Annotated in this window: 16 protein-coding genes and 2 pseudogenes; 8 read left to right on the plus strand and 10 right to left on the minus strand. The window is 71.6% G+C overall.

Annotated elements, in window-relative coordinates:
- Nucleotides 1-50 precede the first annotated feature (50 nt).
- Nucleotides 51-1,190 (plus strand): PucR family transcriptional regulator, encoded by a 1,140-nt coding sequence (locus OG286_RS34785; protein ID WP_396323715.1) that lies wholly within the window; start codon nt 51-53, stop codon nt 1,188-1,190.
- 548 nt (nt 1,191-1,738) lie between these two features.
- Nucleotides 1,739-4,195: a non-reducing end alpha-L-arabinofuranosidase family hydrolase gene (locus OG286_RS34790; RefSeq protein ID WP_405358799.1), complete on the plus strand. Its 2,457-nt coding sequence runs from the start codon at nt 1,739-1,741 to the stop codon at nt 4,193-4,195.
- 162 nt (nt 4,196-4,357) lie between these two features.
- Here OG286_RS34790 and OG286_RS34795 read toward each other — a convergent pair whose 3' ends face one another.
- Complete coding sequence (locus OG286_RS34795; RefSeq protein ID WP_405358798.1) at nt 4,358-4,675, minus strand: hypothetical protein; 318 nt, start codon at nt 4,673-4,675, stop codon at nt 4,358-4,360.
- 8 nt (nt 4,676-4,683) lie between these two features.
- Here OG286_RS34795 and OG286_RS34800 point away from each other — a divergent pair.
- A pseudogene (locus tag OG286_RS34800) lies at nt 4,684-5,265 on the plus strand (substrate-binding domain-containing protein); the annotation flags it as partial.
- A 46-nt stretch (nt 5,266-5,311) separates the two neighbouring features.
- Nucleotides 5,312-5,623: pseudogene (locus tag OG286_RS34805) on the plus strand (alpha-L-fucosidase); the annotation flags it as partial.
- 142 nt (nt 5,624-5,765) lie between these two features.
- Here OG286_RS34805 and OG286_RS34810 read toward each other — a convergent pair.
- Both OG286_RS34810 and OG286_RS34815 read right to left on the minus strand, forming a co-directional pair.
- Nucleotides 5,766-6,737, minus strand: coding sequence for a DNA-3-methyladenine glycosylase family protein (locus OG286_RS34810; protein WP_405358797.1), 972 nt, complete (start codon nt 6,735-6,737; stop codon nt 5,766-5,768).
- Between the two features lie 3 nt (nt 6,738-6,740).
- Complete coding sequence (locus OG286_RS34815) at nt 6,741-7,112, minus strand: VOC family protein (RefSeq protein ID WP_405358796.1); 372 nt, start codon at nt 7,110-7,112, stop codon at nt 6,741-6,743.
- A gap of 89 nt (nt 7,113-7,201) precedes the next feature.
- On the opposite strand from OG286_RS34815, the gene OG286_RS34820 reads away from it, so the two are divergent.
- Nucleotides 7,202-7,663, plus strand: a complete 462-nt coding sequence (locus tag OG286_RS34820) for a MarR family winged helix-turn-helix transcriptional regulator (RefSeq protein WP_396323711.1) — start codon at nt 7,202-7,204, stop codon at nt 7,661-7,663.
- A 687-nt stretch (nt 7,664-8,350) separates the two neighbouring features.
- Here OG286_RS34820 and OG286_RS34825 read toward each other — a convergent pair.
- Complete coding sequence (locus OG286_RS34825; protein ID WP_405358795.1) at nt 8,351-9,571, minus strand: RNA-guided endonuclease InsQ/TnpB family protein; 1,221 nt, start codon at nt 9,569-9,571, stop codon at nt 8,351-8,353.
- Between the two features lie 205 nt (nt 9,572-9,776).
- On the minus strand, nt 9,777-10,580 hold the full coding sequence (locus OG286_RS34830) for an exodeoxyribonuclease III (RefSeq protein WP_396323709.1): 804 nt from the start codon (nt 10,578-10,580) through the stop codon (nt 9,777-9,779).
- A 308-nt stretch (nt 10,581-10,888) separates the two neighbouring features.
- Between OG286_RS34830 and OG286_RS34835 the strand changes: the two genes are divergently transcribed.
- Nucleotides 10,889-11,674: a GntR family transcriptional regulator gene (locus OG286_RS34835; protein WP_396323708.1), complete on the plus strand. Its 786-nt coding sequence runs from the start codon at nt 10,889-10,891 to the stop codon at nt 11,672-11,674.
- Nucleotides 11,675-11,888: 214 nt separating this feature from the next.
- Here the strand turns inward: OG286_RS34835 and OG286_RS34840 are convergent, their stop codons facing one another.
- The gene (locus OG286_RS34840; protein WP_405358794.1) at nt 11,889-13,070 is read right to left on the minus strand and encodes an ROK family protein; all 1,182 of its coding nucleotides are present in this window, start codon (nt 13,068-13,070) and stop codon (nt 11,889-11,891) included.
- 473 nt (nt 13,071-13,543) lie between these two features.
- Here OG286_RS34840 and OG286_RS34845 point away from each other — a divergent pair, with 473 nt between their 5' ends.
- Complete coding sequence (locus OG286_RS34845; RefSeq protein ID WP_405358793.1) at nt 13,544-14,143, plus strand: class I SAM-dependent methyltransferase; 600 nt, start codon at nt 13,544-13,546, stop codon at nt 14,141-14,143.
- A 213-nt stretch (nt 14,144-14,356) separates the two neighbouring features.
- The gene (locus OG286_RS34850; RefSeq protein ID WP_396323724.1) at nt 14,357-14,803 is read left to right on the plus strand and encodes a GNAT family N-acetyltransferase; all 447 of its coding nucleotides are present in this window, start codon (nt 14,357-14,359) and stop codon (nt 14,801-14,803) included.
- A gap of 109 nt (nt 14,804-14,912) precedes the next feature.
- On the opposite strand, the gene OG286_RS34855 is transcribed toward OG286_RS34850, so the two are convergent.
- The 4 genes from OG286_RS34855 to bioB form a co-directional block, all read right to left on the minus strand.
- The gene (locus OG286_RS34855) at nt 14,913-15,359 is read right to left on the minus strand and encodes a hypothetical protein (protein ID WP_396323705.1); all 447 of its coding nucleotides are present in this window, start codon (nt 15,357-15,359) and stop codon (nt 14,913-14,915) included.
- Nucleotides 15,360-15,553: 194 nt separating this feature from the next.
- A complete protein-coding gene (bioD, locus tag OG286_RS34860; RefSeq protein WP_396323704.1) occupies nt 15,554-16,318 on the minus strand; it encodes a dethiobiotin synthase in 765 nt (254 codons plus the stop codon).
- Nucleotides 16,315-17,631: an adenosylmethionine--8-amino-7-oxononanoate transaminase gene (locus OG286_RS34865; RefSeq protein WP_396323703.1), complete on the minus strand. Its 1,317-nt coding sequence runs from the start codon at nt 17,629-17,631 to the stop codon at nt 16,315-16,317. The genes bioD and OG286_RS34865 overlap by 4 nt, the downstream gene beginning before the upstream one ends.
- A 23-nt stretch (nt 17,632-17,654) precedes the next feature.
- Nucleotides 17,655-18,899: a biotin synthase BioB gene (bioB, locus tag OG286_RS34870; protein ID WP_396323702.1), complete on the minus strand. Its 1,245-nt coding sequence runs from the start codon at nt 18,897-18,899 to the stop codon at nt 17,655-17,657.
- Nucleotides 18,900-18,914 lie beyond the last annotated feature (15 nt).

An 18,914-nucleotide genomic window follows, 5' to 3' on the forward strand; every position in this document is an offset into this window, starting at 1 on the left:
ACCATAGGACGTAAATCTGGTCGGCTGAATTGTTCGTAGGGAACAAAAACGTGAGCCATGCAATCCGGAGGGCCAGCGGGCTGGTCCTGGATGAGACGACGGTCACCGCGCTTCGGGCCGCGCTGACGGCCACCGCCGACGAGGTCGTCCAGGCGATCATCGACGAGGTCCCTCCCTACGCGAACGCCCTTTCGGGCCGCATGGGCGGCACCATCCGCCGAGCCGTCCGCACCGCCCTGGGGCACTACCTGGACCTCGCGAGCGGGAACGCGACGGGCGGCGACGCCGGTGACGCAGCCTACGAGCTGGGCCGCGGCGAGGTGCGCGACGGTCGTTCGATGGACGCCCTGCTCAGCGCCTACCGCGTCGGCGCCCGCGTGGCCTGGCGATGCCTGGCAGCGGGTGCCGTACCCGCAGGTCTGCCCGCAGCCGAGGTCGCCAAGTTCGCCGAGCTGACCTTCGCCTACATCGACGAGCTCTCCGCCGCGAGCGCCGCGGGCCACGCCGACGAACTGGCCGCCCGGGGCAGGGCCCGCGAGCGCCACCTGGAACTCCTGGCGCGCGACCTCCTCGCCGACGCGAGCCCGGACGTGCTGCTGGCCGCTGTTCAACGTGCCGGGTGGCAGCCTCCGATTTCGCTGACCGCGGTCCTGCTGCCCGCCGCCCAGGCCCGGCCTGCCTACCGCGCGCTCGACCCGGGCACCCTCGTCCTCGACGATCTGCCGGACGCCACCGGTGTGCTGCTCGTCCCCGATGCCGACCGATCACATCTCTTGCGGCAGCTCGCCGACCGCACCGCCGTGGTCGGCCCGGCCCGGCCATGGACTCGTGCGTCCGCCTCGTACGCACGAGCCGTACGCGCGCGCTCCCTCTCCTCTGATATTCGCGACACCGAGGCCCATCTGCCCGAGCTGGTGCTGAGCGCCGACATGGACGCGTTCGCAGACCTGCATGCCCGAGCCCTCGCACCGTTGCGGACCTTGCCTGTCGCGACCGCACGGCGGCTGGAGGAGACGTTGCGAGCGTGGCTGCTGCACCAGGGCAGGCGGGACGAGGTGGCGGCGGCGTTGTTCGTCCATCCCCAGACAGTCCGGTACCGGATGTCGCAGCTGCGGGAGCTGTTTCCGGATCTCGCATCGCCACACCGGGTCCTTGAACTGACCCTGGCGGTGGGTCTTCGGGTCGGCTGACGCGTACTTCGACCCTCCAGGTGGACGTCAGTGACCGGGGATGCCAACCGTCCCGTACTCACCCGCCACCGGGCATGGCTGGACGGCCTGGTCCGCGCCGGCGTCGCGTCGCCAGGAGCCGTCCAGCCAACGTGTGCGGCGGTGCTCTTCAGCGCCGCCGCATCCGTGTGACTGCTCAGCCGTGATCTTGAGCCGCTTGTGGGGACGCCGACCCTTCCGGGGCACGCGCGTGTGAACCCGACGCCGACGGCGCCAACGTCACCTCGGACGCTGTCAACGCCTACCCGACCACGACCTGAACGGACGCGGTCTCCAGTACGGCGACCCTTCCTGACCCCGCCACCGACCGAGCGGGGCCGCAGGCACACCGGCCTGCGGCCCCGCTCGGGCGGTCCGGGGCGGCTTCGCCCCGACGGGATGAGGGCCGCGACGAGCTCCGGCTCGGCAAATAAATTCCTCGCCGATCACGGCAACCTTCGTGTGGGTGGCGGCAACTGACGGGTAACCGGGGCCGAGACCAAGGCCCACTGCGTCAGAAGGACAAGCCGTTGTCAGATCAGAACCGCTCTCATCGCCGCCGTCCGGCAACCCGCCGCCTGCTCGCCGCCGCCGTGGCTCTCGCCGCGGTGGGCGCCGCCGTACCGCTGGTCGCCCAGGCGGCATTCACGTCGAACGCCAACGCGCCGACCACGCTCGGCGACGCGGCGGCCGGCAGCGGCCGCTACTTCGGTACGGCGGTGGCCTCGGGCAGGCTCGGTGACTCGACGTACTCCAGCATTCTCGACCGGGAATTCAAGATGGTCACCCCGGAGAACGAGATGAAGTGGGACACCATCGAGCCCTCCCGCGGGTCGTTCAACTTCGGCCCCGGCGACTCGATCGTCAACCACGCCTCCGCGCACGGCCAGCGCATGCGCGGCCACACCCTGGTCTGGCACTCCCAACTGCCCGACTGGGTCAAATCCACCACCGACGCGAACACCCTGCGCAGTGTGATGGACAACCACATCACCCAGGAGATGACCCACTACAAGGGCAAGATCTACGCCTGGGACGTGGTCAACGAGGCGTTCGCGGACGGCGGCAGCGGCCAGCACCGCGACTCCGTGTTCCAGAGCGTGCTGGGCAACGGCTTCATCGAGGAGGCCTTCCGCACCGCTCGGAACGTCGACTCCTCGGCCAAGCTCTGCTACAACGACTACAACATCGAGAACTGGACGGACGCCAAGACCCAGGGCGTCTACAACATGGTCAAGGACTTCAAGTCCCGCGGTGTGCCGATCGACTGCGTCGGCTTCCAGAGCCACTTCGGCGCGGGCGGCCCGCCGGCCAGCTTCCAGACCACCCTGTCCAGCTTCGCCGCGCTCGGCGTGGACGTCCAGATCACCGAGCTCGACATCGCCCAGGCGTCCGCCGGCGCGTACGACAACGCCGTCAAGGACTGCCTGGCCGTCGCCCGCTGCACGGGCATCACGGTGTGGGGCATCCGCGACAGCGACTCCTGGCGCAGCGGTGAGAACGCGCTGCTGTTCGACAACAACGGCAACAAGAAAGCCGCATACAACACCGTACTCGCCACTCTGGGCAGCGCCGGCGGCGGTACGCCGGGCGGCGGCATCAGCTCCGGCACCGTCTACACGCTCTCCGCGGTGGGCGCCGCCGGACGTGTTCTCGACCAGCCCGCAGGGCAGAGCGGCAACGGCACCCCGCTCCAGGTGTGGGACGCCAGCGGCGCCACCAACCAGCAGTGGCGCGCCACCAAGAACGGCGACGGCTCCTACACGCTGACCAACATCGCCAGCGGCCGGGTCCTGGACGAGCCGGGCGGCCAGACCGCCAATGGCACGAAGCTGCTGGTCTGGGACGCCAACGGCGGCGCCAACCAGCACTGGAAGGCCACCCGGAACGGCGACGGCTCCTACACCCTCACCAACGTCGCCAGCGGCCGTGCCCTGGAGACCCCCGGCAACCAGACCGCCAACGGCACCGCCGTCCAGATCTGGGACTCCTGGGGTGCCGCCAACCAGCACTGGAACTTCAGGTCGTCCGGGTCGTCCACCCCGGCGCCGACCCCGACGACGCCCGCGCCGGGCGGCACGTGCGCCCTTCCGTCGACCTACCGCTGGTCGTCGACGGGTTCGTTGGCGCAGCCGGCGAACGGGTGGGGCGCGGTGAAGGACTTCACCGACGTGGTGTACAACGGCAAGCACCTGGTCTACGGGTCGAACGTGTCGGGATCGTCGTACGGTTCGATGATGTTCAGCCCGTTCACGAACTGGTCGGACATGGCATCGGCCGGGCAGAGCGGGATGAACCAGGCCGCGACGGCGCCCACGCTGTTCTACTTCGCGCCGAAGAACATCTGGGTGCTCGCGTACCAGTGGGGTCAGTGGCCGTTCATCTACCGCACCTCCAGCGACCCGACCAACCCCAACGGCTGGTCCGCGCCGCAGCCGCTGTTCACCGGCAGCATCCCCAAGTCCAGCACCGGCCCGATCGACCAGACGCTGATCGCCGACGGCCAGAACATGTACCTGTTCTTCGCCGGTGACAACGGCAGCATCTACCGGGCGAGCATGCCGATCGGGAACTTCCCCGGCAACTTCGGCTCCTCGTACACCACGGTCATGAGCGACACGGTGAACAACATCTTCGAGGCGCCGCAGGTCTACAAGGTCAAGGACCAGAACCAGTACCTCATGATCGTCGAGGCCCGGGGGGCGAACGAGCAGCGCTACTTCCGCTCCTTCACCGCCACCAGCCTGAGCGGCTCCTGGACCCCGCAGGCCGCCACCGAGAGCAACCCCTTCGCCGGCAAGGCCAACAGCGGTGCCACCTGGACCAACGACATCAGCCACGGTGACCTGGTCCGCAACAACCCCGACCAGACCATGACCATCGACCCCTGCAACCTGCAGTTCCTCTACCAGGGCAAGTCCCCCACCGCGAGCGGCCCCTACGACCAACTGCCGTGGCGACCGGGAGTCCTCACCCTGCAGCGCTGACCCGCCCGATCAACGGTGATCGCGATCGGGTGCAGTCTGCCGGCGCGTGGACGAGCGGTCCACGGCATGGGCAACTCCACCTGCTGACCGACACTCACCGCCTCGAGGAACCCCAGCCGAGCATCGGCTGGGGTTCCCCTCGTTCGTGGACCTGGACAGGCATCAACACGGACAGATCTCCTGAACGACGCCGCCCTGCCCGTTGGTGTGGGTGATGAGCCAGAGGCCGTGGATGAACCAGCCTCCGTCCCTGTCCGCGAGGAGGTTCTGGGCCTTGAGGAAGTTGATGGCCTGGCCGCTGCCGCCCTGCTTGGAAGAGACGAAGGCCTTGATCGTGGCGGCTGCCACGAGGGCCGACTCGAACATGCTGCGGATTCCGCTGTTCGCGTCCTCGAAGCGCCCTTCGACGAGAGCACGTACGGCCCGGCGATAGCAGTCCTTCGCGACCGCCCAGCCGAGCCGGTTGAAGTCGGCCTCCAACGCCGTGCAAGCAGCTCAAGGGCAAGGGGAAGGTCGCCGAGCTGCAGGGGGCGTTGAGCTCGATCAACGCCTACGACCGGAGCCGGGGGTTCTCCTCCTGCATGAAGAGCGAGTTCCCAGGCATCCAGGTGATCGAGCTGGCCACCGAGTGGAAGGGTGACGTGGCGTCCGCCAGGCTCCGGTCCACGCTGGCCGCCAACCCGGACCTGGGCGGCGTCTACCTGCAGGCCGGCGGTGTCTTCCTGCAGCCGACGCTCGCGCTGCTGCGGGGGAAGGGCCTGCTCAAGCCGGTCGGCCAGAGCGGCCACATCGCGATCGTCTCCAACGACGGCATCCCGCAGGAGTTCGACGCGATCCGCAAGGGCGAGATCGACGCGACCGTCTCCCAGCCCGCCGACCTGTACGCCGAGTACGCGCTGTACTACGCGCAGGCGGCCGCCGAGGGCAGGCCGTTCCATCCGGGCCCGACCGACCACGGGTCGACCATCATCTCGCTGTCCAACGGCCTTGAGGACCAGCTTCCCGCGCCCCTGGTGACCAGGGAGAACGTCGACGACCCGGCCCTGTGGGGCAACACCGTCGGCAGGTAACACACCAGCCCCACCCTCCACACACGCACGATCAGAGGAGCCGCACATGTCCCATGACAACCTGAGCCGCCGTCAACTGATACGGGCCGCCGCCATAGCCGGTGGCGCGGTGGCGTTCGGTCTGCCCCAGGTCCTGCTGGCCGACAGCGCCCAGGCGTACTCGGTGCCGTCCAAGATGGACTGGTGGTACCAGGCCCGCTTCGGCATGTTCATCCACTTCGGGTCCTACAGTTACCACGGTACGGGCGAGTGGGCGTTCTCCGCCGAGAACTGGACGAAGGCCAACTACCAGACCCAGGTGACCGCACCGTTCAACCCGACCTCCTTCAACGCCGACACCATCGCCGAACTCGCCCCCGGCGCCGGTCACCAGGCGATCGACCTGGCCGGCAGTCAAGGGCGTGGTCGGTCGACAACGACGCGGCATGGAGGATTGAACCTGTGCGCACATGCCACTGGCTTTCTTGTCCAAGTGCTTGAACCGCGGCCGGCGAGGGCCCTCACCTCCGGCTCGACGCGTGGCAGGCCGGACGGCCCGCCATGCCCTGGGCGCGGGTGCGCAGCAGGAGAGCGACCCAACTCCGGTACGGCTTCCACCGGTCGGCGATCTCGGCGAGTCGGGTGACATCGGTGGCGGCGGCGGTGCCGAGCCCGTATGCCGTGGCGGTTGCTCGGTGCAGGCGTGGTTCGTGGCGGGGGAAGACGTCGGGGTGTCCTGCTCCCCGGATGAGGACGAGCTCGGCGGAGAAGGGGCCGATGCCAGGGAGGGCGCGCAGTTCGGCGAGGGCCTGGTCGGCGGGCAGGGCGCGCAGGCGGGCCGCGTCGAGGTGTCCGGCGAGGGCCGCTTCGGCCAGCGCGTGCAGGCGCTGGATCTTGAGGTCGGTCAGCCCTGGCACGTGGGTGATGGTGCGCAGGGCGGCGGGGGTGGGGAAGGCATGCAGGGTCTGGCCTGCGATGTCCATGCGAGGTCCGTGCCGACGAGCGATGTCGGCCTTGATGCCGGCTGCCTGGGTCATGCGGATGCGGTGGCCGATGAGGGCCCAGACGGCGGCTTCGTAGGGCGAGTGGAAGCAGACCGGGCGCAGCCCCGGGTAGTCCGCCAGGAGTCCGGCCACCACCGGGTCCGCGGCAAGAGCGGGGAATGCGGTGCCGTCGGTGTCGAGGGAGAGGATGCGGGCGAGCTGGGCCGGTACGGCCGGGCCGGCCGCATGCCCGGCGGTCAAGGCCTGTGCCCGGGGCGGGGTGCCGGGGTAGACCGTGAATTCGGCCTGGACCGTGCCGGTGGCGCCGTCTGCCCCCACCTCTTGTCGGACGGTGGCCGCGACGACGGATGCCGCGTCGTCGGCGGGGAAGGCCAGACGGAGGATCCCGTCAGCGGCCTGAGTGTGGCTCGCGGGAGTGAAGCCCTCCAGGAATCGGATGCCGGCCGCGAGCGAGAAGGGCCCGGTGGGGGTGAGGGAGACGGCGCTCACGGGTCAGCCCCCGTGCGCGGTGAGGGTGTAGCCCTCGGGGCCCTCGAAGGAGAACATCGGCCCGAACGGGCTGTCCGCCATGGGGGTCAGGATCCTGATGCCTGCGGCGGTGAGCCGGTCACGGAGCTGGTGGGCGTCCGAGGTCCGGAACCAGAGCACCACGCCCAGGCCGGGCCGTGCGGCGTCGGTGAGGTCGACGCCCGGGAGGAGCTCGCGGACGGCGAACGGGGTCGGCTTGGTGTCGAACACGACCGCGTGGGGCGGTGAGACCGCGGCCCGGCGCAGCCCCAGGTGCTGTTCGCAGAAGGCGGCTGCGGCGTCCACGTCGCGGACTTGCAGGGCGACGAAGTCGGGGCCGTCGATGGTGACGGACATGGGTCCTCCTCGATCCTCAGGATCCTTGATGTCAGAACTTTGACATAGCGGAGACTAGGATCCCGGGCCGACCGTGTCAAAATGCTGACATGATGGAGAAGTCGCCGATCGAGCCGCCCCACCTCGCGAAAGACGTCACCCGGCATGTGGGATACGTACTCAAGCGCGCCCAGGCTGCCCTGCGCGGCGCCATGGACGGGGTCCTGCGCGAGCACGGGCTGACCGTGCCGCAGTACGCCACCCTCGAACTCCTGGCCCTGTCCCCTGGCATGTCCAACGCCGACCTTGCCCGCGCGACCTTCGTCACCCGGCAGTCCGGCAACGTCGTACTGCGGGGCCTGCTGGAGGCGGGACTGGTCGCCCGCCCGGCCGCCGCCGACCACGGCCGGGCCCGCCCGGCCCACCTCACCGAGGAAGGCCGCACTCGCCTGGCCGCCGTCCAAGCCGCCGTCTACGCCATCGAACGGCGCATGGTGGAGGCGATCCCGCCCGAGCGTGTGGCCGGGCTGCTCGCCGACCTCGACCGGATGGCGGCAGCCCTGGAGGAGTGACCCGCCGGGCCCGGGTTGCGGGGCCCCCTACCTCCCCCACGATCGGCGCACGATCAGCCGGGTCACGTTCCTCAACTACGTCGAGGACGGTCGGCGTCGCAGGTCACCCGGCACGGCCGGCGGCACGCTGACGCGCGGCGGCGAGGATGTGGTCACGTGATGCGGCCAACTCCTCGCGCAGCGCCCGGTGGTCGGCGTCCAGCACTCGGCCGGCCCGTTTGCGGACCTGGCCGGCGGTGAGGACGGGTGCCGCTGTTCCGGGCGTCCGAGCCCAGGAAAACCGTGCCGACGGCGTCGTTCAGCGGCATGTTGTCGAGCTCCTCCGCGTGATCACCAACAGGTCGGCTGCTGGCTGGGGGTCAGTGAACCGACCACGTCCGCAAGACGGTTGGTTCGTCCACCCTGCACGGTGGCGAAGTCCAGCACGTCCGGGTGCCGATGCGCGACGGCACGCGGTCGCTGCCGTGGGCAGCCTTGACGGCATGCATCCGCTGAACCGTGAGGGCGACTTCGACGTCCTTGCCGAGGAAGCTGCTGGCCCGGCCCGCAGGGCCCGGGCTACGTGCCGGTGAGTGAGGCGAGCAACTGCCGCCCCCGCCGGTCATTCGTCAGATCGCCCCGCCCCATGACCAGAACAACGATCCGACCGATTGACATCCTCCCCGGCCTGAAGGACGGGGATTCCCCTCAGCCTCGCGGCTGAGCCGCTGCGCGCGTGCGCGGCGGCGGGACTACTTCCTGCTTCACCGACGACTGCCCGCCCGGAGTGCTCCGTTGAGGTCTAACACCGTCTCCACAGGCTGTAACCGCCAGTCCGGCGGCCAGGATGTTGCGTGCCGCGTTGACGTCCCGATCATGGGTCGTCCCGCAGCCGCACGTCCACTCACGGACGTTGAGCGGCATCTTGCCCCGCAAGGTGCCGCAGGCCGAGCACAGCTTGGAGCTGGGGAACCACCGGTCGATGGTCACCAGGTCGCGGCCGTACCACTCGGCCTTGTACTCCAGCATGGACCGCATCTCGGTCCAGCTCGCGTCGCTGATGGCGCGGGCGAGCGTCCGGTTCCTGAGCATGTTCCGGACGCTCAGGTCTTCGATCACGATCGCTTGGTTCTCACGAACGAGTCGAGTGGTGAGCTTGTGGAGGAAGTCCCGGCGGCGGCCGGCGATGCGTGCGTGCACGCGGGCGACCTTGAGCCGAGCCTTGGCCCGGTTGTTGGAACCCCTGGCCTTGCGGGCAAGGTTGCGCTGGGCCTTGGCGAGGCATTCCCGGTCCCGGCGCTCGTGCCGGGGATTGGTGATCTTCTCCCCGGTGGACAGCGTCACCAGGCTGGTGATCCCCGCGTCGATGCCCACGGCCGCGTTCACGGGCGCGGGCATGGTGGGCCGGTCGTCGCACAGCATCGAGACGAACCACCGGCCGGCACTGTCCTGCGACACGGTCACCGTGGACGGCACAGCACCTTCGGGCAATGGCCGAGACCACACGATGGCCAGCGGATCGCTCATCTTCGCGAGAGTGAGGCGACCATCGCGGAACCGGAAAGCGGACGACGTGTACTCGGCGGACTTCCGCGACCTCTTCCGACTCTTGAACGTCGGGTACTTCGCCCGCTTGGTCCAGAAGTTGGTGAACGCGCCCTGCAAGTGCCGCAGCGTCTGCTGCAACGGGACCGACGACACCTCGGAGAGGTATGCCAGCTCCTCGGTCCTCTTCCACACTGTCAGCATCGCCGACGTGGCGTGGTAGTTGACCCGTTCCTGACGCAGCGTCCATGCCTCGGTACGGGCCTGCAACGCCATGTTGTAGACCTTCCGCACGCACCCGAACGTGCGCGACAGCTCAGCCGCCTGCGCATCGGTCGGATAGAAGCGGTACTTGAAAGCCCGCTTCACGTGGGTGGTAGCCATGGATTACACACCAACACTCATCTGTGTGAGCAACTGATGGATGGTCACCTACCGCGACCCCGTACTGCCTTGACGGCAGTCCGGCTTCCCCGACCCGCTACGCGGGAGATCCAATTCCTCCCCGGCCCAAAGGCCGAGGTTTCCTTGGAGGTATCCGATGAAGGCCACATGATCCTCCGGACGGAACCTGGTCCGAAATGGGCCGTCAGAGTCCGTGGTCGTACACCACGGTGACGGGGGCGTGGTCGCTCCAACGTTCGGCGTGGGTAGCTGCGCGCTCGACATAAGCCTCGACCGCCCTGGCGGCGATCCCGGGAGTCGTACAATGCAGGTCGATTCGCCAGCCGGAGTCGTTGTCGAAGGCGCGGCCGCGGTAGGACCACCAGCTGTAGGGGCCGGTGCGGTCGGGGTGGAGGCGGCGGACGACGTCGACGTAGCCGGCCTCCTCGTAGACGCGGGTGAGCCAGGCGCGTTCCTCGGGGAGGAAGCCGGCCGCCTTCTGGTTGGCCTTCCAGTTCTTGAGGTCCTCCGGGCGGTGGGCGATGTTCCAGTCGCCGCAGACCACGACCTCGCGGCCGTCGGCGGCGGCCCGGGTGCGGAGCCTGCCGAGGTGGACGAGGAATTCCGCCATGAAGCGTTCCTTCTCCTCCTGGCGTTCGGTGCCGGCTTCTCCGGAAGGGAGGTAGAGGCTGGCCACCGTCAGCCCCGGAAGGTCGATTTCGACATACCTGCCCGAATTGTCGAATTCCTCGGACGCGAATCCGACCACGGTGCGCTCCGGCTTCTGCCGGGACAGCACCGCGACGCCCGCGCGGCCCTTGGCGACCGACGGTGCCCAGACCGCGTGCCAGCCCTCAAGGTCGCGCAGCTCCACCGGGAGCTGCCCGGGCTCGGAGCGGACCTCCTGCAGGCAGATCACGTCCGCCTCGGTGGCCGCCAGCCACTCGATGAAGCCCTTCTTGGCGGCCGCCCGGATCCCGTTCACGTTGACACTCGTCACCACAATCACCCGGGAAGCCTACCGAGCGCCCCGGCCGGCCCGGCGGCGGCACGTCCGGGAACGGCACGTCCGGGAGGGGTCTCTCCGGGGCCGGATGTCAGGATGTCGTGAACGCGGCATGAATCCGCGCGACAACCGCACCAACCGCCGCCATTGGTCTTGACCATCTCCGGAGGCAGCCCCTAGGGTCACTTACTGCAAGGACCTTTAATAAAGAAGGACGGATAAAGCCCGCTCTCCCACCTGCCGCAACAGCGGACAGCGGGCCGCGTCCGCCCTCCTTTCGGCAGGGCGGACAAAGCAGGGTGGAGGCCACGGTGGGAACGACTGGACAGCTCACGGCGGTACCGGAGCCGAAGTACTGGCACCTGCGCACGGTGCTGCTCCGCGCGATCGACACGGAGTTCTCCACCGGCCAGGTCCTGCCCAACGAGCGCGAGCTCTCCGCCCGCTTCGGCGTGGCCCGGGCCACCCTGCGCCAGGCGCTCGACCAGCTGGAGCTGGAGGGCCGGCTGGTACGCCGCCGCGGTATCGGCACCCTGATCGCGGCCCCCCGGGTCGGCGTTCCGGTCAGCCGGCACGAGGAGGGCTGGCCCGGCACCGCCCGCAGCCAGGCCTGGCGCACCGTCGACTGCACCACCGCCCCGGCCTCCGACCGGCTCGCCAAGGCCCTGGGCGTCGCCGAGGGCGCCACCGTGCACACCGTCCGCCGGGTGCGGATGGTCCAGGGCCAGAACATGGCCACCGAGTCGCTGCACGTTCCCGCCTCCGCGCTGCCGCACCTGCCCGGCTTCCGCGCCGAGAGCGACCGTGCCCGTTCGGTGCTGCGCCAGCTGGAGCGCCTGGAGGTCGACGGCGAGTCCCGCGCCGTCGAGCTGGGCGTCGCCGAGGCCGAGGAGGCCGCCCTGCTGGAGCGCCCGCCCGGCTCGCCCGTCCTGGTGATGACCACCCAGTACGCAGCCGCCGGCCGCCTGGTCGCCCTTGCCGTCTCCACCTACCGCGCGGACACCTGCAAGCTCACCTTCGGCGAGACCGGCCTGGTCGAGGTCACCCCGGTCGCCGCCACGGCCGGTGCCACCACCGAGGTGCGCACCGCCTCCTGAACGACCCGCCTCCTGAACGACCCGTCTCCCGAACGACCCGCCTCCCGAACCACCCCGAAACGCCCTCAGGCCGAGGCCCGGACGCCCACAGGCGCCCGGGCCTCGGCCTTGGTGACGGGCGAGCAGCCGGGGCGCCGGGCTCAGCCACGGGGCGCAGGCGCGCTCGGCCACGGGGCGCCGGTCCGCGCCCCATGGCCGAGCCGGTCACCCGAGGTCACCCCCGGGCGCCGGCGCCCGTCGGCGGGTCGACGGCGAAGAGCTGCTCCTCCACCTGGTCCAGCGCCACCCGCAGCGCACCCATCGCCACGACCTCCGAGCCGAGGGCGGCCAGCGCCACCTCGGGGGCGCGCAGGGTGAACTGGGCGAGGCGCTCGCGCAGCGGCTCCAGGACGCCGTCGAGGCCGGCGGCCCAGCCACCGACCACGACCAACTGCGGGTCGATGGCCAGCACCAGGGCGGCGACGCTTTGCACCAGGCGGGTCAGGAAGCGGTCCATCGCGACCTTCGCCACCTCGTCGCCCTCGCGGGCCAGCTTCAGCACCCGGGCGACGGCTGCCTCGTCCAGCGGGTTGAGCGGCTTGCCGGTGGTGGAGAGCAGGCGCTCGGGGGTGACCTCCTGACCGAGCAGGTGGAGGGCGCCGATCTCGCCGGCCGCACCGCCGAAGCCGCGGTGCAGCTTGCCGTTGATCAGTGAGCCGGCGCCGGGGCTGAGGCCGGCCATCACGAAGACCACGTCGTCCGCGCCGACCGCCGCGCCCTGCCAGTGCTCGGCGATGGCGGCCAAGTTGGCGTCGTTCTCGATCATCACCGGGCAGCGGAACGAGCGGCGCAGCCGGGCGCCCAGGTCGAGGCCGGTCCAGCCGGCCATGGCGGTGCCGAGCTGCACGGTGCCGTCCCGGTCGACGATGCCGGGGGTGCCGACGCCGACCGCCCAGAGGTTGTCACGGGAGACGCCGGCCTTGCGCAGCACCTCGGCGACCGCGGTGCGCACGGCGCTCAGCCGTTCCTCGGCGTCCAGGGTCTCCTCGACGGTCCGGAAGTGACTGCCCACCACCTCGCCGGTGAGGTCGGCGAGGATGACCCGGATGTCGTGCACACCGATTTCGACGCCGAGGATGTGCCCGGCCTCGGCGCGGAACCGGAACCAGCGGGCCGGACGCCCACGGCGGCCCGCACCACCGGGCTGACCGCCGTTCTGCGGCTGGTCCACCTCGGCGACCAGGCCGGTCTCGACCAGCCCCTCGATCACACCCTCCACCGTCGGCCGGGAGAGTCCGGTGTCCCCGACCAGTTGAGTGAGGGTCACCGAGTGGCCGGCCCGCAGCGCCCGAAGCGTGACCGCCGCGTTGATCCGCCGCAGCAGCGAGGAGTCTCCTCCGGTGAGCCGATCCGCCAAAACGCTGCCCTTCGCCGTTCGCGCGACAGCTCTGGCGCGCGGTGCCGAGTGCGCGGCGACCACCGAGTGCCGACCACCGAAGGCCGACCGCCGGGTGTCCCGCGAGAGTCCGCCGACCGGACCGCGGGCACGACAGCGCTGGGCCGCCTGCGCCAGGCCCGGAGGGCATGTGCCGGATGCTACCCGGGCCCGGGCCCGGCGGGCGAGCATCTCCGCAGCTCACCCAGGCTTCGGTATCGAAATGGTACGCACCGGGTCGCCGTGCGTACGCAGCCCTTCCACGGCGCCACCGGACGCCCCCGGGCTCCCTCCCGCCTCGGCCGCCGGAGCCGCGCCGCCTGGTCGGGACGCCCCCGCCGAGCCTCTATGCTGCGGACATGCTGAACGAGACGTGCGACGTTCATCCCGGCGCAACTGTGCCGTCGGACCGGAGCTTTGTGCGGAGGGAGACCCGGCCGACTCCCGTGCCGTTCGTGCCGGAGGTCACCCTGCACATGGCGCAGGACGCCATCGCGCTGTGGGAGACCACGGAGGCGGCGCGCGGCGAGGAGGGCCTGGCGCCGCCGTTCTGGGCGTTCGCGTGGGCCGGCGGGGTCGGCGTCGCGCGGTACGTGCTCGACCACCCGGAGCTGGTCGCGGGGCGGACGGTGCTCGACCTGGCGGCCGGATCCGGGCTGGTGGGCATCGCGGCGGCACTGCGCGGCGCGCGGTCGGTGCGGGCCGCGGAGATCGACGCCTACGCGGTGGCCGCCATCGACGTCAACGCGGAGACGAACGGCGTCCGCGTCGACGCGGCGGTGGAGGACCTGCTGGACGGGGACGGTGCGCCGGCCGAGGTGGTGCTCGCCGGCGACGTCTTCTACGAGCGGGCGATGGCCGCCCGCTTCCTCCCCTTCCTGGAACGGGCGCGGGCCCGCGGCGCGGTGGTGATCGTCGGGGACCCGGGCCGGGCCTACCTGCCGCGCGAACGGTTCAGCGCACTGGCCGCGTACGACGTCCCGGTGGTCGCCGACCTGGAGGACGCCGCGCTCAAGACCACCATGGTCTGGCGGCTCGACCCGCCGAAGGGCTGAGACACCCGCCCGGAGGGAGACCGCTCGCAAGGCCGGGACCGTCCGCAGCGCCGGGACTGTCCGCAGGGCCCGGACCGTCCGAAGGGCCCGGACCGTCCGCGATCCGGAATTCCCCGCGGGCGGATCCGACCCCCTGGTAGACAACCCGGCATGACCGATGACCTGACCTCTGGCCTGACCGACGACGTGACCGATGACGTGACCGTTGACGTCATGGCCGGGACGACCGCCGACATCGCGCTGCGCACCGCCACCCCCGACGAGATCCCCGCCGTGCTCGCCCTCTGGGCCCGCGCGGCCAAGGGGGCCAGCATCACGGACGACGCCGACGGCGTGGCCGCGCTGCTGCGGAGGGACCGGGAGTGCCTGATCGTCGCCACGACGGCGGCGGACACCGGGACCATCGTCGGCACCGTGATCGCCGGCTGGGACGGCTGGCGCTGCCACCTCTACCGCCTCGCCGTCGACCCCGGGCACCGCCGCCGGGGCATCGGCGCCGCGCTGCTGGCCGCCGCCGAGGCCCGCTTCACCGCCCTCGGCGGCCGCCGCGCCGACGCGATGGTGCTCGACGACAACGGGCTCGGGCAGCGCACCTGGCGGGCGGCCGGCTACGGCCCCCAGCCGCAGTGGACCCGCTGGGCCAAGCCTTTGGACGCCTGACCGCAGGCCCCGACCCCCACCCCTCGGACCCCGCGAACCGCACGCCTCGACTCTCAAGCCTCAGGCGCCGCGACGGCTCCGTGACGAAACCGCGCTCCGACCGGTCCGCTCACGGGTTGCTGAGCGCGTAGGTGCGGAAGGTGGCGAGCAGCGGCAGCACGTCCGTCTTGCCCGGCTCCTCGGTGACCGCCCGCATCGCGTCGATGACGGTGCGGGCGATCGCCTTGGTGGCCGCGAGGTCGCCGGCGGCCGTCGTCGCGGCCCAGGCGCGGAGGGTCCGGGCGAGCAGGGCGGCCATCCGGGCGCCGATGTTGGAGCTGACGGCGTCGGTCAGCGCCTCCAGCTCCTCGTCGGTCATGCTGGAGCGCAGGCCGAAGGCGAGTGCCATCAGGGTGTCGATGGCGTGTTCGCCGTACGCCGCGACCAGGGCCGGGAGCGGCTGTTCGTCCGGGCCGCCGGCGGCCAGCGCGCCCAGCGCCTCCTCGTCGTCCTTCCACGCCGCCTCGAGTGCGGCGAGGGCCCGGAGGGACTCGTCTACCGTCAGGCCATCTGTCATGCCGAGAACGGTATTGAGCCCTACCGGGCCCGCGCCGCACCCGTCGGAATTTCTCACTCCTTCGAGCGAAACCGACCGGAACCCGGCCGCCGGAGTGCGCCGGTGGCCCTTCGGCCGCACCGTCGCGCCGCCGCACTCCGGCCGCACCGCGCGCAAGGTCGGCCGCACCGCCGCGAGGTCGGCAGTGTGCCGTCCTACGCGGGCGCGTTGGCCGCCGTGAACTCCGCCGCGTCCCAGTGGCCGTGCAGCGCCGGGGCGAGCGCGGCGCGCGCCAGGGCGGCGAAGTCCGCGGCGCCGGCGGCCCGTTCGGGCAGGGCGCCGAGCAGCGGGGCGCCGGCCGAGCGGGGCAGGTCGGCGAGGTTGCAGCGGTCGGCCAGGCCGGGGGAGTCGGGCCAGGCGCCGATGACCACGCCGAACAGCGGCAGGCCGCGCGCGGCCAGCGCCTCCGCGCTGAGGGCGGCGATGTTGAGCGTGCCGAGGCCGGCCGAAGCGACCAGCAGCAGCTGGGCCGGCAGGCCGAGGTCGCGGGTGGCGAGCGCCTGGTCGGCGAGCGTGCGGCCCTCCTCGTCGTAGCGGACCAGCAGGCCGCCGGCGCCCTCGACCAGCACCAGGTCGTGGTCGCGGGCGAGTCCGGCGGCAGCGGCGGCCGTCTCGGCGGGTGTGAGGCAGGGCCGGCCGGACCGGCGGGCGGCCGTGTCCGGCGCCAGCGGCTCGGGGTAGCGGGCGAGTTCGCGCAGCGTGAGCCGGGCGTCGAGCCTGGTGTCGAGCGGGGCGCCGACCAGGCGGGCGACCTCCTCGGCGTCCCCCGGCTCGCCCGGGGTGACCCCGGTCTGCCCGGGCTTCAGCACCGCGACCCGCAGGCCGGCCTGGAGGGCCGCCGACGCGATGGCGGCGGTCGTCACGGTCTTGCCGACCTCGGTGTTGGTGCCGGTCACGAAGAGAACGGGAGGGGTGATCATCCGGCCACCGCCGCTGCGGTCACCGCGGCCGCGATCCGGGCCACGTCCTCGTCCCCCGTCACGTAGGGCGGCATGGTGTAGATGAGGTCCCGGAAGGGGCGCAGCCAGACGCCCTCCCGCGCGGCCGCCGCCGTGGCGGAGGCCATGTCGACCGGGTGGTCCAACTGGACGACGCCGATGGCGCCCTGGACCCGGACGTCGCGCACGCCGGGCACGTCGGCCGCGGCGGCCAGGCCGTCCCGCAGACCGGTCTCGATGCGCTTCACCTCGACCTGCCAGTCCTGTCCGAGCAGCAGGTCGATCGAGGCGTTGGCGACGGCGGCGGCCAGCGGGTTGCCCATGAACGTCGGGCCGTGCGCCAGCACCGGCATCTCGCCGCGGCTGATCCCGTCCGCGACCTCGCTGCTGCAGAGGGTGGCGGCCATGGTGAGGTAGCCGCCCGTCATCGACTTGCCCAGGCACATCACGTCCGGAGAGACGCCCGCGTGGTCGGCCGCGAACAGTGCGCCGCTGCGGCCGAAGCCGGTGGCGATCTCGTCGAAGACCAGCAACACGTTGTGCCGGTCGCAGAGTTCGCGCAGCATCCGCAGGTAGGCGGGGGAGTGGAACTGCATCCCGCCGGCGCCCTGCACCACCGGCTCGACGATGACGGCGGCCAGCTCGCCGGCGTGACGCTCCATCAACTCGTCGAATTGTGCGGCGTATTCGGCGTCCAGCGGCGCGTCGAAGCCGGCCGGCGGCTGCGGTGCGAAGAGCTGGTCGGGCAGCACCCCGCCCCACAGGTGGTGCATGCCGCCCTGCGGGTCGCACACCGACATCGGGTGGAAGGTGTCCCCGTGGTAGCCGCCGCGCCAGGTGAGCAGCCGGCGCTTCTCCGGCCGGCCGGTGGACTGCCAGTACTGCAGGCACATCTTCATCGCGACCTCGACGGCCACCGAGCCCGAGTCGCCCAGGAAGACGTGCTGCAGCGGCTCCGGGGTGATCTCGACCAGCCGGGCGGCCAGCCGGACGGCGGGCTCGTGGGTGAGCCCGCCGAACATGACGTGGCTCATCCGGCCCAGCTGCTCGCGCACCGCCCCGTCCAGCACCGGGTGCCCGTAGCCGTGGATCGCCGCCCACCAGGACGACATCCCGTCGACCAACTCGTCTCTCCCCGCGACGGGTCGGGCGAGCCGCAGCCGCACGCCGGACGCGGACTCCACCACGTACGGGGTGGCGGTGCCGGGCATCGGCCCGTACGGGTGCCAGACGTGCGCCCGGTCGAGGGCGAGCAGGGTGTCGGTGGGCATGGGGGTGCCGGGGAGCTGAGCCATGATGGTGGATTCCCTTGCGGAGGTCAGGCGTTGGGCGCCAGTTCGGTGCCGGCGCCGCGGCGCCGGACGCGGACCAGGTCGCCGCGCAGCTCGTCGGCGGGGTTCTCGGCCGATGCCTCCCCGGGAGCCGCCGCGGCGTGCCCGCCGCAGGGGCCGCACCCGTGCGCGTCGGCCTCGCCGTCCGTGTCACCGTGCCCGCCGCACGGCCCGCAGCCGCCGCCGGTCCCGCAGGCACCGCCAGCGGCCACCGCGGCGGCGACGTCGGCCCGGTGCCGGGGCAGGGTCGCCTCGCCGGCACCCTCGACCTCGAAGCCCGCGTCCTTGATCATGTCGAGGTCGGCCTGGCCGGCCTGGCCCTCGCTGGTCAGGTAGTCGCCCAGGAAGATGGAGTTGGCGATGTGCAGGCCCAGCGGCTGGAGCGTGCGCAGGTGGACCTCGCGGCCGCCCGCGATCCGCACCTCGGTGTCCGGGTTGACGAAGCGCACCATCGCCAGGATGCGCAGGCAGCGCTGCGGGGTGAGGTTCCACTCCTTGGCCAGCGGGGTGCCCTCGAACGGGATGAGGAAGTTGACCGGCACCGAGTCCGAGCCCAGCTCGCGCAGCGCGAAGACCACGTCCACCAGGTCCTCGTCGCTCTCGCCCATGCCCGCGATGAGGCCGGAGCAGGCGGACAGGCCGGCGCCGTGCGCCTTCTGCACGGTGTCCACCCGGTCCGCGTAGGTGTGGGTGGTGGCGATGTCGCCGTAGGTGCCCTCGGAGGTGTTCAGGTTGTGGTTGTACGCGTCGGCGCCGGCCGCCTTCAGCCGCTCGGCCTGGTTGTCGGAGAGCAGGCCCAGGCAGGCGCAGATCTCGACGGCCGGGTCGGCGTCCTTGATGGCGGAGATGGTGTCGGCGACCCGGTCGATGTCACGGTCCGTCGGGCCGCGGCCGCTGGCCACCAGGCAGACCCGCTTGGCGCCGCCGGCGACGCCCGCCTTGGCGGCCTCGGCGGCCTGGTCCGGCTTCAGCCACGTGTACTTGAGGATCTCGGCCTTGGAGCCCAGCCGCTGCGAGCAGTACGAGCAGTCCTCCGGGCAGAGCCCGCTCTTGAGGTTCACCAGGTAGTTGAGCTTGACCCGGCGGCCGAACCACTGCCGGCGCACCCGCCCGGCGGCCGCGACGACGTCCAGCAGCTCGTCGTCCGTGGTGGCGAGGACGGCGAGCGCCTCCTCGCGGGTCGGGGCTTCCCCGCGCAGGCCCTTGGCAGTGAGGGTATCGAGCAGATCCATGGGCCTGATCCTGCC

Origin of the sequence: Kitasatospora sp. NBC_00039 (genome assembly GCF_045160625.1) — a bacterium.
Lineage (GTDB): Bacteria > Actinomycetota > Actinomycetes > Streptomycetales > Streptomycetaceae > Kitasatospora.

Bases quoted from the DNA above. Each gene is read 5' to 3' on its own strand.
- OG286_RS34815 (WP_405358796.1), bottom strand. From the start codon at position 7,112: ATGTCCGTCACCATCGACGGCCCCGACTTCGTCGCCCTGCAAGTCCGC.
- OG286_RS34820 (WP_396323711.1), top strand. From the start codon at position 7,202: ATGATGGAGAAGTCGCCGATCGAGCCGCCCCACCTCGCGAAAGACGTC.
- OG286_RS34825 (WP_405358795.1), bottom strand. From the start codon at position 9,571: ATGGCTACCACCCACGTGAAGCGGGCTTTCAAGTACCGCTTCTATCCG.
- OG286_RS34850 (WP_396323724.1), top strand. From the start codon at position 14,357: ATGGCCGGGACGACCGCCGACATCGCGCTGCGCACCGCCACCCCCGAC.
- OG286_RS34855 (WP_396323705.1), bottom strand. From the start codon at position 15,359: ATGACAGATGGCCTGACGGTAGACGAGTCCCTCCGGGCCCTCGCCGCA.
- bioD (WP_396323704.1), bottom strand. From the start codon at position 16,318: ATGATCACCCCTCCCGTTCTCTTCGTGACCGGCACCAACACCGAGGTC.
- OG286_RS34865 (WP_396323703.1), bottom strand. From the start codon at position 17,631: ATGGCTCAGCTCCCCGGCACCCCCATGCCCACCGACACCCTGCTCGCC.
- bioB (WP_396323702.1), bottom strand. From the start codon at position 18,899: ATGGATCTGCTCGATACCCTCACTGCCAAGGGCCTGCGCGGGGAAGCC.